Source organism: Paenarthrobacter aromaticivorans, assembly GCF_019038615.1.
Classification (GTDB): Bacteria; Actinomycetota; Actinomycetes; order Actinomycetales; family Micrococcaceae; genus Arthrobacter; species Arthrobacter aromaticivorans.
The window spans coordinates 475,217-488,310 of sequence record NZ_JAHOPC010000001.1 but is presented as its reverse complement, the minus strand read 5'-3'; the positions used below and the strand labels follow the sequence as shown (position 1 = coordinate 488,310).

General features: G+C 60.8%; 17 protein-coding genes. 12 read left to right on the top strand and 5 right to left on the bottom strand.

The annotated features are described in order from the left end of the window. Entirely contained in the window at positions 1-942 is a 942-nt protein-coding gene (locus KSW38_RS02325) for a PKD domain-containing protein (protein WP_254185961.1), read from the bottom strand. A gap of 2 nt (positions 943-944) precedes the next feature. Further along, positions 945-1,628 carry a DUF6318 family protein gene (locus KSW38_RS23310; RefSeq protein ID WP_254185960.1) on the bottom strand — a complete coding sequence of 228 codons (684 nt, stop codon included), beginning with the start codon at positions 1,626-1,628 and terminating at the stop codon, positions 945-947. Between the two features lie 290 nt (positions 1,629-1,918). On the opposite strand from KSW38_RS23310, the gene KSW38_RS02315 reads away from it, so the two are divergent. From KSW38_RS02315 to KSW38_RS02280, 8 genes are all read left to right on the top strand, one after another. Next, positions 1,919-2,380, top strand: coding sequence for a hypothetical protein (locus KSW38_RS02315; RefSeq protein ID WP_216922307.1), 462 nt, complete (start codon positions 1,919-1,921; stop codon positions 2,378-2,380). A gap of 79 nt (positions 2,381-2,459) precedes the next feature. Continuing rightward, complete coding sequence (locus KSW38_RS02310) at positions 2,460-2,897, top strand: Asp23/Gls24 family envelope stress response protein (RefSeq protein WP_216922305.1); 438 nt, start codon at positions 2,460-2,462, stop codon at positions 2,895-2,897. Beyond that, positions 2,894-3,085 carry a hypothetical protein gene (locus tag KSW38_RS02305; protein WP_216922303.1) on the top strand — a complete coding sequence of 64 codons (192 nt, stop codon included), beginning with the start codon at positions 2,894-2,896 and terminating at the stop codon, positions 3,083-3,085. Before KSW38_RS02310 ends, KSW38_RS02305 begins: the two co-directional genes overlap by 4 nt. Then, complete coding sequence (locus KSW38_RS02300; protein ID WP_216922301.1) at positions 3,082-3,462, top strand: hypothetical protein; 381 nt, start codon at positions 3,082-3,084, stop codon at positions 3,460-3,462. Before KSW38_RS02305 ends, KSW38_RS02300 begins: the two co-directional genes overlap by 4 nt. Further along, the gene (locus KSW38_RS02295; protein ID WP_216922299.1) at positions 3,459-4,103 is read left to right on the top strand and encodes a DUF6286 domain-containing protein; all 645 of its coding nucleotides are present in this window, start codon (positions 3,459-3,461) and stop codon (positions 4,101-4,103) included. Before KSW38_RS02300 ends, KSW38_RS02295 begins: the two co-directional genes overlap by 4 nt. Continuing rightward, positions 4,100-4,711 (top strand): hypothetical protein, encoded by a 612-nt coding sequence (locus tag KSW38_RS02290; protein ID WP_216922297.1) that lies wholly within the window; start codon positions 4,100-4,102, stop codon positions 4,709-4,711. Before KSW38_RS02295 ends, KSW38_RS02290 begins: the two co-directional genes overlap by 4 nt. Positions 4,712-4,884: 173 nt before the next feature. Continuing rightward, on the top strand, positions 4,885-5,220 hold the full coding sequence (locus KSW38_RS02285) for a hypothetical protein (RefSeq protein WP_216922295.1): 336 nt from the start codon (positions 4,885-4,887) through the stop codon (positions 5,218-5,220). Positions 5,221-5,428: 208 nt separating this feature from the next. Further along, positions 5,429-6,082: a DNA alkylation repair protein gene (locus KSW38_RS02280; RefSeq protein ID WP_216922831.1), complete on the top strand. Its 654-nt coding sequence runs from the start codon at positions 5,429-5,431 to the stop codon at positions 6,080-6,082. On the opposite strand, the gene KSW38_RS02275 is transcribed toward KSW38_RS02280, so the two are convergent. Next, positions 6,079-6,483, bottom strand: a complete 405-nt coding sequence (locus KSW38_RS02275) for a helix-turn-helix domain-containing protein (protein ID WP_216922293.1) — start codon at positions 6,481-6,483, stop codon at positions 6,079-6,081. The two genes, KSW38_RS02280 and KSW38_RS02275, sit on opposite strands and share 4 nt — an antisense overlap. A gap of 273 nt (positions 6,484-6,756) precedes the next feature. Between KSW38_RS02275 and KSW38_RS02270 the strand changes: the two genes are divergently transcribed. From KSW38_RS02270 to KSW38_RS02255, 4 genes are all read left to right on the top strand, one after another. Then, entirely contained in the window at positions 6,757-8,100 is a 1,344-nt protein-coding gene (locus KSW38_RS02270; RefSeq protein ID WP_216922291.1) for an ABC transporter substrate-binding protein, read from the top strand. A gap of 96 nt (positions 8,101-8,196) precedes the next feature. Continuing rightward, complete coding sequence (locus KSW38_RS02265; RefSeq protein WP_216922289.1) at positions 8,197-9,162, top strand: carbohydrate ABC transporter permease; 966 nt, start codon at positions 8,197-8,199, stop codon at positions 9,160-9,162. Beyond that, positions 9,159-10,124 carry a carbohydrate ABC transporter permease gene (locus KSW38_RS02260; protein ID WP_216922287.1) on the top strand — a complete coding sequence of 322 codons (966 nt, stop codon included), beginning with the start codon at positions 9,159-9,161 and terminating at the stop codon, positions 10,122-10,124. The genes KSW38_RS02265 and KSW38_RS02260 overlap by 4 nt, the downstream gene beginning before the upstream one ends. Before the next feature lie 124 nt (positions 10,125-10,248). Next, on the top strand, positions 10,249-11,301 hold the full coding sequence (locus KSW38_RS02255) for a LacI family DNA-binding transcriptional regulator (protein ID WP_216922285.1): 1,053 nt from the start codon (positions 10,249-10,251) through the stop codon (positions 11,299-11,301). A gap of 7 nt (positions 11,302-11,308) precedes the next feature. On the opposite strand, the gene KSW38_RS02250 is transcribed toward KSW38_RS02255, so the two are convergent. Both KSW38_RS02250 and KSW38_RS02245 read right to left on the bottom strand, forming a co-directional pair. After that, on the bottom strand, positions 11,309-12,232 hold the full coding sequence (locus KSW38_RS02250; RefSeq protein ID WP_216922283.1) for a DUF8083 family protein: 924 nt from the start codon (positions 12,230-12,232) through the stop codon (positions 11,309-11,311). A 33-nt stretch (positions 12,233-12,265) separates the two neighbouring features. Continuing rightward, positions 12,266-13,072 carry an exodeoxyribonuclease III gene (locus KSW38_RS02245; protein ID WP_216922281.1) on the bottom strand — a complete coding sequence of 269 codons (807 nt, stop codon included), beginning with the start codon at positions 13,070-13,072 and terminating at the stop codon, positions 12,266-12,268. Positions 13,073-13,094: the final 22 nt, after the last annotated feature.

Below are 13,094 nucleotides of genomic sequence, written 5' to 3'. Positions count from 1 at the left end.
TCATTTTTCGGCGTTGGGGCAGCCCCAGGATGTGGGGTTTTCCTGGCAGGTGTCGGCGACGAGTGCTTTTTCTGTTTTCCAGACCTGGATGGTTTTGGGTTCTGTGGTGAGGTCCAGGGTTCCGTTGATGGGCAGTGGTGGGCCGTTGTTCACGGAGTAGGTTCCGGTGAAGCTGGTGGTGATGGTGGCGGGGTAGTTCCCTGTTGCTGTGTAGGTGTGGCTGGTGCGGGTTTGGTTGAGGAGCCAGTCGGCTTCGGGGATGGGGTAGCCGGCGGCCGGGGTGGGGCCGAGGCTGGTGCCGTCGCCGAAGGTGTAGGTGAAGCTGGCCGGGGTGGCTGTCAGGTGGACGGTTTGGCCCAGGATGGTGAGATCGAAGGCTTGTTCGGTGGCGGTGGTGTAGAAGTTTGTTGGTCCGCCTTTGAGGGTGTGGGGGAAGGGTTGGGCTTGGAGGGTTCCCGGGTTCACGGGGAGTTGGCGGAAGTCGTTCAGTACCCGGGTGGCGATGTTGGCCAGGACGTTTTCGGGTTTGGCGTCGTACAGGCACGTGGGTCCGCTGATGGGGATCCAGTTGGTCCAGCCGGGGTTGGTGATGGACTTGGGTGCTTGTTTCCAGATGACCGGTGTTCCTTCATCGCCGCCCGGTGTTGTGGCAGGGCAGCTTAGAGCCAGGCAACCGGGATCGACGGTGTCCGGACCGTCTGCCCGGCAGTGGGTGTCGGCCATGTACTGGTTGGGGTCAGCGGCGAGCGACGTGGTTCCGAGAGTTGGCTGGGATTCTCCCGTCTCAGGGCTAAAAACGAAGGTTCCTCCGACAGCCAGTGCGGTTTCGCCTCGTCCAACGCTGATCTGCCCACCATCATCCGGCAATGCATGTGCAGAACTATCGACTGTCGTGATGAAAGTGAAGAGCATGATGAGACAGACAACGCGTAATCGTCTCATGTCTAGCCAACGATCATTCCGTTGTCGGTAATCCGCCAAGAACCAGAGGCATATTCCGCGAAGACGGCTTCGGCTATGTTGGACAGAGGGGTTGATTCCTTGCCCATGGTCCCGTCGGCATTGATGTACTGGATTTCTTCCTGAACAACTTGAACTTTGGCTTCCTGAGTGCTCGCTCCTGGCGTCCAGAGTATTTCGATAGCTGGTGTCGTAATCTTCCCTCCGACCATCCACCTTCCTTGGGCGTAGTTGCGTTCCAGCGCATCCTTGTAGGCGGCGGCGACGACGTTTGTCGTATCCGTTATTGCCACCCATGCATCGATGTCTCCACTTTCCGTGGCATACGAGAAAGTGGCGTACCAATACCGTATAAACGCCTCCAGCCCCGCCTTGGAGTTCTCCTTCGCCAACTCCGGCATGACGGGGACGGGCACGTTCTGCGCTTTGCCCTTAGCATCCGCGGGCTTGTACACACCGGAGGGAGCCGTGGTCGCGGAAGGACCAACGGGAGAAGGTGAGCCGGTCGCGCCAGAGGTGGGGGACGCCGTCGTCGAGCCTGATTCCGAAGGTGGGCTGCCCGGTGGGTTGCCGCCCTGGCAACCGCTCAGAAGCAACGAAACCCCGACGCCAGCAGCGGCGACGCGGACGGCAGCAACAGAAAAAGAGGCAAACGAAAGGCGTGGCATGACAGGCTCCCCAGCGGCTGTTTGGTGATGTGTCGGCCAGTCTAGGTGGCGCGGGCTCCAGGGACCCTCTCGAAGAGAACCGCCTGTGGATAACTCAACCTCTGTTCACTGCCTCCCGCCCGGCGTATTCTTGCCCTCGCCGGTTCGTCATCGCACGCAAGCCAACGGGGGACACCATGATTGAAACCACACGCTTCAGCTCGCCCAGACTTCTTGGCAGAAATCGCGGAAAAGGTGCCCGCCGGCGGCCCGCTAGCCCACTGTTGCTTGGGTGTCTTCTCACCGGAACTTTGGCGCTCAGTGCCTGCTCTTTCCCGCTGCCGGTTGCACAGCCCACGCCCATAGCGTCGTCGAACGCCCCAACAGCCAGCGCCCCACAGTACAGCGCCCCACCATCCAGTGCCGAGCCCTCCGCGGAGATCACAAACCCGGATGCGACCACAGGCACGGGCGGCGTCTACGGCGAATTCACATCGTTGTCTGAAGCGTGCATCTCGGTCAGTGCCACCATGCTGAGCGTAACCATCCTTCCGTTGGCGGCCTTGGTGGGCGGCAACCCCGACGATATCAAGAAGGCCAAGGAAGAACTGTCGCAAATGCAGGGCAAAGTGCCTGACGAACTGAAGCCGAGCTTTGAGAAGCTGAGGGCGTATACGGAGTCGGCGGGGACGGATTTCCGCAAGTACGGGGAGCCCGAGTTCGAGGAACTCATGAAGCCGATCCAGGACTGGATGGATAAGAACTGCAAGTAGCCGCCGCGCACACTCGCTTCTCTCCCAAAGCGTCGGAGCTAGACGCTAGGGTGGTACTCAAGAGAAGGGGAGTGCTTCGATGTCAGATCAGAACTTGCAGATCGACCCTGCGCCTGAGGGCGAGGTTCTCGGTACCGGACGCACCATCATCTCCGAGGCGGCAGTGGCAAAGGTAGCTGGCATCGCTGCACGCGCGGTTCCAGGTGTCTACTCCCTGGGTTCAGGTCCATCCCGTGCGCTTGGCGCTATCCGTGACGCTGTTGGCAGTTCGGACCATGCCGCGGGTGTTCGAGCCGAAGTGGGCGAGACCCAGGTAGCGGTGGACATCAACCTTGTGGCTGTCTATGGGCACCCTCTGCATGGGGTCGCCAACCAGGTCCGCGCTGCCGTTTACCGGGCTGTTGAGGAACTCGTCGGGCTCCAGGTCATCGAGGTCAACATCGAGATCAACGATGTCTATGTGGCCCCGCCACCCAAGCCCAAAACCGTCGTGGTCGAAAGGGATGCACTGCAATGAGCATGACTGTTGTGGGAATCGCGATTGGCGCCTTCGTGGCGTTCATGTCCTTCCAGTTCGGGCTGTGGGGCTTCCTTATCTCGCTGCTCTTTATGGGCATAGGCGCCCTTCTGGGCCGTGCAGCCGAAGGCAAACTTGATCTTCGCAGCGTCCTGGACGCCATTACGGGCCGGCGCTCTTCGTCATGAGCGTGGCTGAGGCTGTGGAACCCACCACCAGCCTGGCCGGCCATAACCGGATCAGTACCCAGGCTTTGACATCGCTGGCACAGGCCGCGGCCGCCGAGGCCCTCGGCGTGGAACCCAGCGACATCCGCGCCGATTGGTCGGACGACGACGGCATGCTGGCTTTATCCATCGTGGCACCTATCAGCATCCCCGCCTTGAGTGAGGTACTGCGAAATCCGCAGCGTGTCCAAGGCTTCGGTGGCTCCATCTGGGACCGTGCCGTGGCCGCAAAGGCAACAGTATTGGAGCGTGTCACCCGGCTCAGTGGTTTCCGCCTAAGCAGGGTGGACATCAGAATCAGTGGAGCCCACGTTTCAGAGGGAGGCCGCGTCCGGTGACACAAGACCAGGAAACAACCATTGAACCGTCTGACGCGGGCTCCGGAGCCAGCCCCATCGCCGGCGAAGACCCAGCCATGAGCCGTGTCCTGCGCAGGGAAACGCACTCGTCCCGGGCAGGAGCAGCCAGCATCGCCGCCGTGCTGGTGATCATTTTCTGTGTCATCGCGCTTCTGGAATCTGCGCTCCGGGCCATCGGCCAACCGCCATGGCTTGTTGACCCAAGCACGGCAGCGGAGCGCATCATCGCACTTCCGGCGGGCATCCCGCCGCTTCTGCTTGGCGCAAGCGGTGCTGTCATTGCCATGGTCGGACTGTTTTTTCTCCTTCACGCCGTATTACCAGGCAGACGGGCCCGGCATTTGCTGCGGGACCCACGCACCGCCGTCGTCGTTGATGACGAAGTGCTGGCCTCGGCACTTGCGCGTCGCGCGCGCACTGCCGCCAACGTGACACCGGAACAGGTCATGGTGATTGTGTCCAGGCAATCGGTGGTGGTCAACGTCCGGCCGACGTCCGGCAGCAGGGTCAGTGAAGAAGCCGTCCTAAAAGCAGTGCAGTCCGAGCTCGATGAAATGTCCCCCGTACCCATGCCCGCTGTTCGGGTGAACCTCTCAACGTCGGGGGTGGTGGGCGCGTGAACGAAACACCGCGTGCCCTTAACCGGGCGCTTCTCTTCATCATTGGCGTGAAACTCCTGGCCATTGGGCTACTTCTTCTCCTGCTGGCGACTGTCCCGGCCGTAGCAACGTGGTGGCATGGTTGGGCCGCGGACATGTGGGCCCGTGCGGAGGATGCATTCCAGCAAACCCGGTTCCCGGGCCGTGAGGAAAGCTGGCTGTGGATTGTGGCCGGGGTGGTTTTGGTGGCCATCATAATTGCGATGGTCGCGTGGCTGTCGCAACAGGGTAAAGGCAGGGCCAACCTTCTGGTGGCCAGCGACGACGAGAGCCATGTGGAGGGTGAGGTCCAGATCGGTGGCGGCGTCGCAGAACAGGCGCTCCGGGCAGCTTTGGCAGATCGGCCGGACCTGGCGGGCGCGTCTGTAGCCACGTATGAGGTCAAAGGCCAGCCCGGATTGCGAGTGCGCATCCAGCCTCGGCAGGGAGTGGCGCCGCACCTCCTTGCTGCCGAAATTTCACGCCTGGTTGAAGCCTTGGACCTGGTGATCGGTAAGAAGACCCCCGTATTGGTCCATATGGCATCAGGGGCCCGTGCGAAATTTACAAAAGCTGAGCGGGTTCGCTAACTGCCCTGGCTAATTTTGCCGAATATTTCACTCCGGGTGTTTTGCGTTGCTTAACCCGCGCGTATGCCAATAGTTTGAAAGTAGAGGGGGAAAAGCTCCCTGATGCGATTGATTGCATTGCAGGACAAATGCCTCGAGCGATCAGCGTTCCAACCGTCACGAAGGAGAGCACCATGAGTGAAGAAACCACGGGAGCGGAAGCAGTAGAAGGCGCTGCGGGCAAGGCCAAGGATGTAGCTGGCGAGACGCTTGAAAATGCCAAGGAATTTGCCGGCGAGGCTGCGGAAAACGTCAAGGAGTTCGCCGGTGCGGCTGCCGAAAACGTTAAGGAATTCGCTGGAGATGCCGCAGAAAATGTCAAGGAATTCTTCTCCGGTGACGTTGGGGAAAATGCCAAGGAACTGGTTGGTGACGTTGCGGAGAAATCCAAGGAAATCGCCGGAGATGTTACCGAAAATGTGAAGGGCCTCGGCTCCAAGATCGCAGGCCTGTTCAAGGGCGGGAAGTAGCCCTACCCGCATAGCGCGAGGATGGCAGTTCAGGAACGTGCGGGAGCGCACCCCCTGAGCTGCCATCCCGCTTGCGGTTAAAAGGCGATCCATCACGTCCACGCCTACGCCTAGTAGGCTGAGCTTCACACGCGATGGACGGGAGGCTGCAGTGGCCGGGAAAACTGCGACTGGTACAACTGCACCTGGGACCACGCTGGCTGGAGTGATGGCCGAGTTGGCCGCCTTGGAAGACCCGAGGTCGCGCGAGGTGAACGAAAAACACGGTGACGATCACGGTGTGAACCTCAGTAAGTTGCGCGCGATTGCCAAGCGGTTGAAGATACAGCCGGAACTTTCACGCGAGCTTTGGGAGACGGATGACACCGCGGCGAAGCTGCTGGCGCTGCTGATCTGCCGGCCTAAGTCCTATGGATCCGACGATCTTGACACCATGCTGCGCGAGGCCCGAACCCCCAAAGTCCATGACTGGCTGGTGAACTACGTGGTCAAGAAAAATCCGCACGCCGAAGAGCTGCGGGTCGCCTGGTTTGCGGACAAGGATCCCTTGGTGGCGAGTGCCGGTTGGGCGCTGACATCAGAGCGTGTCGTCAAGGACCCGGTCGGCCTGGACCTCACCGGGCTGCTGGACACTATCGAGGCCGGGATGAGGGAAGCCCCGGACCGCCTCCAGTGGGCGATGAACACCTGTCTTGCCCAGATCGGCATCGAACATCCGGAGCATCGCGCCCGCGCATTGAGTATTGGTGAGCGCCTGGAGGTGCTGAAGGATTACCCAACTCCGCCTAACTGCACCTCTCCGTTCGCGCCTGTCTGGATCAACGAGATGGTGCGCCGGCAGCAACTGTCAGCAACCAGCTAGCCCCTGTTGCGGTGCATCATCCGGTACGTCAGTTCGGCGAGCAGTTCCTCGTCTGAAAGATGCGATGCCCGGGCTATAGGGGCCGCCGGCACTGTGACGTGAGGCCCCGGGTACTGGCGTGGCTCGCCGCTGTTCCGCATGTCGTCCGGGGTGATTTGGTCTGGAGCGAAGCTGGATTTTCCCTTGAGAACTTCAGACATTGATCCAGCGCGCCACCCCAGGGCGTGCTCGAGCTTGCGCTGATTGATTTCCTGGGTGCGCCGCGTGCCGGATTCGAGCGTGCGTACGGTCTTGATTGCCGTTCCAGCCTGCTTGGCCAATTGCACTTGGCTCAGACCCTGCGCCAGCCGTTCTTCTTTGATCAGGCGGCCGATAGTCTGGAGTGCTTCAAGTTCATCCACACTTCCCACTGTTGCATAGGCAATACTGGGCAACCAAATCTCATGAGATCCCTACTGGGCCGGTCGCGGCTGATGAAAGCTGCGGATCCGAGACGTCGACGGCGGGTGGTTCCGACTCGGCCCAGTCCACCCAGTGCGATGCAAAGGTTACTTTGTATCGTTGTGGTTACGTTAGGTGTAAGCGCTTGCATTCCTGCCCCGATCATGACTAGTGTGAGGGCCACCACATCAATTGCGCCACGATTTTCTTGTACTCAGCGAGGAGTCTTCAGCATGAAAAAAACCAAGTACCTGCTCCCGGTCGCAGCGGCCGGCGTTCTGGCACTTACCATGTCCGCATGTAGCGGAAACAGCGGCGGCGGCGGGGGAAGCACCGCGTCGGACGACTGTTCCGCATACGATACCTACGGCAAGCACGACGGCAAGACAGTCTCCGTGTACTCCACCATCGTCGACGTCGAAGCGACGAACCTCGAGGAATCCTGGGCACAGTTCGAAAAGTGCACGGGCATTACCGTCAAGTACGAGGGCAGCAAGGAGTTCGAGACACAGATCGGTGTCCGGGCCCAGTCCGGTACAGCCCCTGACGTCGCGATCTTCCCGCAGCCGGGTCTTCTGGCCACGCAGGCCAAAGCCGGCTACCTGAAGCCCGCTCCCAAGGCTGTGTCCGATCTTGTGGACAAGAACTGGTCCGCAGACTGGAAGAAGTACGGCACGGTGGACGGCACGTTCTACGCCGCCCCGATGCTTGCGAACGTCAAGGGATACGTCTGGTACTCGCCCAAGACCTTCAAGGACAAGGGTTGGCAGGTCCCCAAGACGTGGGACGAAATGATGGACCTGACCAAGAAGATCGCCGACGACAAGACCATGAAGCCATGGTGTGCGGGATTTGAATCGGGCGAAGCCACGGGTTGGCCGGGTACTGACTGGATCGAGGACGTTGTCCTGCGTGCCGAAGGCCCGGAAGTCTATGACCAGTGGATCACACACCAGATTCCGTTCAATGACCCCAAGATCGTCAACTCCTTCAACAAGGTTGGCGACATCCTGCTCAACCCGGATTATGTCAACGGCGGCTTTGGTGACCCCCGGTCGATCCTGAGCACCGCCTTTGCCCAGGCTGGTCAGCCGGTTCTGGACGGACAGTGCGCCATGCACCACCAGGCATCGTTCCAGGCGGCCAACTGGCCTGCTGGTACCAACGTGGCTGAGGACGGCGACGTCTGGGCATTCATGACACCTCCGGTGGATGAATCCAAGGGCACAGCCATCACGGGTGGTGGCGAGTCGGTTGCCGCTTACAAGGACACCCCTGAAGTCCAGGCATACCTGGCATTCATGGCTAGCGCGGACTTCGCCAACAACCGTGTGAAGCTCGGCGGGGCCATCAGTGCAAACAAGGGCCTTGACCCGAACAATGCACAGTCGGCCTTGGATAAGCAGTCCATCAAGCTCCTTCAGGATCCCAAGACCGTCTTCCGGTTTGACGGTTCGGACCTGATGCCGAGCGCCGTGGGTTCCAACTCGTTCTGGAAGGGCATCGTTGCTTGGATCAACGGCAGCTCCGCCCAGCAGGTAACTGACAGCATCGAGTCCAGCTGGCCCAAGGGCTAACTCCGAAAGCGCTGCCTCCCCTGGCTGGTTTGCCCAGCCGGGGAGGCAGCGTTTTTCCCGGAACTTAGTGATTCACTCACGCCCCGGAGGTTGGGTATGGAATTTATCGGAGGAAAGCTCCTTCAAGTAGTGATCGCCCTGGCGATCTTTGCCGCTATCATCGGCATCCTCATGCTGGTGGTGGATAGGGCACCGAAATCAGTCAAGGACAAAGTTACGGTGGCAGGATTCCTGGCTCCGGCTGGAATCCTGATGCTGGTGGGCCTTGTCTATCCCGCGGTCCGAACGTCAATGTTGGCTTTCACGGACGCCAGCGGCCAAGGCAACGGATTCGACAACTTTGTTTGGATGTTTACGCAGCCTGAAGCTTTGACCACGCTGCGGAACACGGTCATCTGGACCATCCTGGTTCCCCTGTTGTCAACGGGATTCGGGCTGGCCTACGCGGTCTTCATCGATAAGGCCCGCGGCGAGCGGGTGCTGAAGTCCTTGGTCTTTATGCCGATGGCCATCTCCTTTGTAGGCGCCGGTATCATCTGGAAGCTCGTGTACGACTACCGCGGCCCCGGTATTGAACAGACGGGTGTCATCAACTTTATCCGTGACGCGCTGGGAATGAACCCCAAGCAGTTCCTCCTGGACGCCCCGGAAAACACGGTGTTCCTGATCATCGTCATGGTCTGGATCCAAACCGGTTTTGCCATGGTGATTCTCTCCGCTGCCATCAAGGGTGTCCCGGTGGAACTCATCGAGGCAGCCCGTTTGGATGGGGCCAACGCCTGGCAGCAGTTCCGCAACGTCACGGTCCCGGGCATCCGCGGGGCCTTGGTGGTGGTCCTGACGACAATCACGATCGCAACGCTGAAGGTCTTCGACATTGTCCGAACCATGACCGCCGGAAACTACGACACATCGGTAGTGGCCAATGAAATGTATACGCAGGCCTTCCGTGCCGGTGAGCCAGGACGAGGTGCAGCGTTGGCCCTGATCCTGTTCCTCATGGTGCTGCCCATCGTCGTGTACAACGCTCGAGTCCTTCGCAAGCAAAGGGAGATCCATTGACAGCCACGCCAGCCCCGAAAGAGGCCTCCAAGGCCACAACCCGGCAGCGTCCTGGATCCGATCCCACGGAGGACGCCCAGCCGATCATGCGCCGGGTCAAGACCAAGCTCACTTCCAAGTGGGCAACAGCGGCAGCGATCATCATCGCCGTCGTATGGTCTATCCCGACTTTTGGCCTCTTTGTTACCTCGTTCCGTCCCGCGCCGAAGCAAGTGGGCCCCCGCTCAAACGGCTGGTGGAATGCATTCGTTGACTGGGACTTCACCTTCAAGAACTACACGGACGTTCTTACCCCGGCGGGCTCTCAGTCTGCCAACCTTTCCCAGTACTTCATCAACTCCGTGGCGATCGTCATTCCAGTCACCATCTTTGTGCTGGTGCTGGCGTCGATGGCCGCCTATGTTTTCGCCTGGGGCAAGTTCAAGGGCCGGGACGCACTCTTTATTTTCGTTTTTGCCCTCCAGATCATCCCGCTCCAGATGGCACTGATTCCGCTCCTGCAACTCTTTACGCAAACCCTGCATTTGCCGGCGGGTTCGTATGCGCAGCTGTGGATCGCCCACACCATGTTCGGCCTTCCCCTGGGTATTTTCCTCCTCCACAACTTCATCTCCGAGATCCCTGGTGAAGTTATCGAGGCGGCGAGGGTGGACGGTGCGGGACACAGCACCATTTTCTGGCGGATCATCCTGCCGCTTTCCGTTCCGGCCCTGGCTTCGCTGGCGATCTTCCAGTTCCTGTGGGTCTGGAACGATCTGCTGGTTGCCCTGGTGTTCTCCGGCGGAACGGCCGATGTAGCGCCTATTACCCAGCGTCTGGCCGAGATTTCCGGTACGCGCGGTGCCAGGGACTACTTGAACCCGGCTGCGGCCTTCGTCTCGATCATCATCCCGCTTCTGGTGTTCTTCGGCCTGCAGCGGTACTTCGTCCGAGGCCTGCTGTCCGGCGGTCTCAAGGGCTAGACAATTGCAGCGTTGGTTACGCAGCGGACGACTCCGCTGCGTAACCAAGGCCTGCACAAAATAGACTGATTCTTCGCCGTGGGACAGAAAACGGCGAAGTGAAGGCAGCCGGAGAGGGGGGCCTGTGACACGAACAACGGGTAGGTCCCAGCGCGGTGGTCATACAGGCGTCAGCATCGAGGACGTCGCAGCAGCAGCAGGAGTGTCCACGGCCACCGTCTCCAGGGCCGTCAGGGGATTGCCTCGGGTTTCGCCAGCAACGCGTGAAAAGATCCTGGAAGTCGCGGCGTCACTGGGCTACGTTGCGTCGTCGTCGGCTTCGGGACTGGCCACTGGTCGCACGCGCACCATCGGGGTCCTGGCGCCCTTCGTCAGCCGTTGGTTCTTCTCCAAAGCAATCGAAGGCGCGGACAGGGAACTGCACTCACGCAAGTACAACCTCTCCCTGTTCAACCTCGGTGGCCATGGCAGCAACCGCGAGCGGCTCTTTAGCTCCACCATGGTTTACAAACAGATAGACGCGCTGCTGGTGCTATGTATGGCGCTCAGCGAAGACGAACTGGAACACCTCCACAAGATCGACATTCCGCTGGTGGTGGTTGGCGGACACGTTGAGGATTGCGCCTACATCGGCATCAACGATTACGACGCCGCGACCACCGCCGTGCGGCACCTGCTGGACCTGGGACACAAGGACATTGCCTTGCTCCATGGCGACGACGAGACAGACCTGAACTTCGACGTTCCCCGCGTCCGGATCCGCGCCTTCCAGGACGTCATGACCGACGCCGGCTTGGAAGTCCGTCCCGAGTGGGACGAATGGGGTGACTTCACGGTTGCCAGCGGGCAGCAGGCATTCAACCGGCTCTGGAACCAGCCCGGCCGAAAGCCTACGGCCATTTTCTGTTCCTCCGATGAGATGGCCATGGGGGTCATCTTCGAAGCCACGCGTCACGGCGTTCGCGTGCCAGAGGACCTCTCAGTCATCGGAATCGACGATCACGACTTCTCCGAGGCATTGGGCCTGACAACGGTGGGTCAGCGGCCGGACGACCAAGCCGAACTTGGCACCAAGATGCTTTTGGACGAACTCGATGGCATTGCCGGTGCCGTGCATTCGGAGGTAGCACCGCACCAGCTGATTGTCCGGGAGACAACAGCACCACCATGCCGGTGATGCCAGCCTACGAGGCCCGCGCCAACTGCCGGATGGGGATCCAGCGCGAGGCCAGCCGGCGATAAGCTGCCGCCGCGCCCGTCATATCGCCCTCGGCCAGGCATTCGATCCCCAGGCGCACATCCATGGGGGACTCGTCCGGGTACACCTTGTCCGCCACGGCCCCGTAATCCAGCTCCACCATGGACTGGACATGGAACAACTCCAGCCACTCGGTGAGCTGCGTGAGATCGTCCAGCATGTCCAGGTCCGGGGCTGCCAAGGCCAGATGGGCTACGGCAAAGCGAGCCCTGTCCAGGGCCTCCGTCAACGGCGTCCACACGCGGACAGTGAGGATATGCCCATCCGACTCCACCACATCCTTGCGGTCAGACTCAGCGAAAAGCGAGAACCAACTGAAGGGGATACCCCAGGTGGAGGCCCGGGTGTGAACACGCTTGGCTTCTTCCCCGGCGTTGATGCGATCGATCCTGGCTTGATGCTTGTCCCGCTGCGATACCGGAATCAGCAGATCGGCCAGCGGGCTGTGGACACCATCCATGAGGGCATTCGCTGCCAACCCGGCCCGAATCACCAGCTGGCTGGGGCAGTAAAGCAGCCGTCCGGCGTCGGGGGTGTCCTTATCCTGGACCGACGCGCCAGTCGTCACGTCAGTGGCATTGTCCGCCGCGGTGTGCCGCCCGCCAGGGACCCGCGTCATTCTCACCAAATCAGTCCGGCCGGTGGGGAAGGGGTCCCCGCCGGTCCGGGTGATGCGCCCCAGTGAGGCTTGGAGCTCCGCATTTTCGACGGCGGCCCGGGAACGTATCTTGCTGCTGTCCGCCACGAGTTGGCGCTGCTGCTCAGGCGGAAACGCCTCAAGGGGCTCGTAAACGCGCAGGGACGAAGAGAACGGCAGTCCTGCCTGGCCCCTATACAGGTTTCCAGTCATCTCCAGCCGGCCCCTTTCGTCCATCAGCGGTGATTAGTCTGCAAGCTCCACGATCACGGGAGCGTGGTCTGAAGCGCCCTTGCCCTTACGCTCCTCGCGGTCGATGGAGGCACCGGTGACCCGGGCCGCAAGGGCGGGGGAAGCCAGGCAGAAGTCGATGCGCATGCCTTCCTTCTTGGGGAAGCGCAGCTGCGTGTAGTCCCAGTAGGTATAGACGCCAGGGCCGGGTGTGTAGGGTCGAACGACGTCGGTGTAACCGGCAGCTTCGAAGGCGTGGAAAGCGGCGCGCTCGGGTTCGCTGACGTGCGTGAAGTTGTTGTTGCGGAACAGCTCGATGTCCCAGACGTCGTCATCGAAGGGAGCAATGTTCCAGTCGCCCATGAGCGCCACCTGGGCGGTGGGCTCGGACTTTAGCCACTCCGCGGCGTTGCCTTGAAGGACATCAAGCCACTTGATCTTGTACGGCATGTGTTCGTCGTCCAGCGAGCGGCCATTTGGAACATAGAGGCTCCAGATGCGGATGCCGCCGCAGGTGGCGGCGATTGCGCGGGCTTCCTGCGCGGGGTCCTTGCCGGCCTTACCGAACATCGGCTGGTCCAGGAAGGTGCGTTCTACGTCCTCCAGCCCAACGCGGGACGCAATGGCGACGCCGTTCCACTGGTTCACGCCGAAGTGCGCAACCTCGTAGCCCATGCGCTCAAAGAGCTCCCACGGGAAGTTATCGTCCTTGCACTTGGTCTCCTGGATGGCCAGGACATCACAGTCACTGCGCTCAAGCCACGCTTCCACGCGGTCGGCACGGGCACGGAGGGAGTTCACATTCCAGGTAGCTATCTTCACAGCCACTAACTTACCGAACTTG

Excerpts from the sequence above, each read along its gene's own strand:
- KSW38_RS02325 (WP_254185961.1), bottom strand. The coding sequence starts at position 942 with ATGAGACGATTACGCGTTGTCTGTCTCATCATGCTCTTCACTTTCATC.
- KSW38_RS23310 (WP_254185960.1), bottom strand. The coding sequence starts at position 1,628 with ATGCCACGCCTTTCGTTTGCCTCTTTTTCTGTTGCTGCCGTCCGCGTC.
- KSW38_RS02310 (WP_216922305.1), top strand. The coding sequence starts at position 2,460 with ATGTCAGATCAGAACTTGCAGATCGACCCTGCGCCTGAGGGCGAGGTT.
- KSW38_RS02305 (WP_216922303.1), top strand. The coding sequence starts at position 2,894 with ATGAGCATGACTGTTGTGGGAATCGCGATTGGCGCCTTCGTGGCGTTC.
- KSW38_RS02300 (WP_216922301.1), top strand. The coding sequence starts at position 3,082 with ATGAGCGTGGCTGAGGCTGTGGAACCCACCACCAGCCTGGCCGGCCAT.
- KSW38_RS02285 (WP_216922295.1), top strand. The coding sequence starts at position 4,885 with ATGAGTGAAGAAACCACGGGAGCGGAAGCAGTAGAAGGCGCTGCGGGC.
- KSW38_RS02280 (WP_216922831.1), top strand. The coding sequence starts at position 5,429 with ATGGCCGAGTTGGCCGCCTTGGAAGACCCGAGGTCGCGCGAGGTGAAC.
- KSW38_RS02270 (WP_216922291.1), top strand. The coding sequence starts at position 6,757 with ATGAAAAAAACCAAGTACCTGCTCCCGGTCGCAGCGGCCGGCGTTCTG.
- KSW38_RS02265 (WP_216922289.1), top strand. The coding sequence starts at position 8,197 with ATGGAATTTATCGGAGGAAAGCTCCTTCAAGTAGTGATCGCCCTGGCG.
- KSW38_RS02250 (WP_216922283.1), bottom strand. The coding sequence starts at position 12,232 with ATGACTGGAAACCTGTATAGGGGCCAGGCAGGACTGCCGTTCTCTTCG.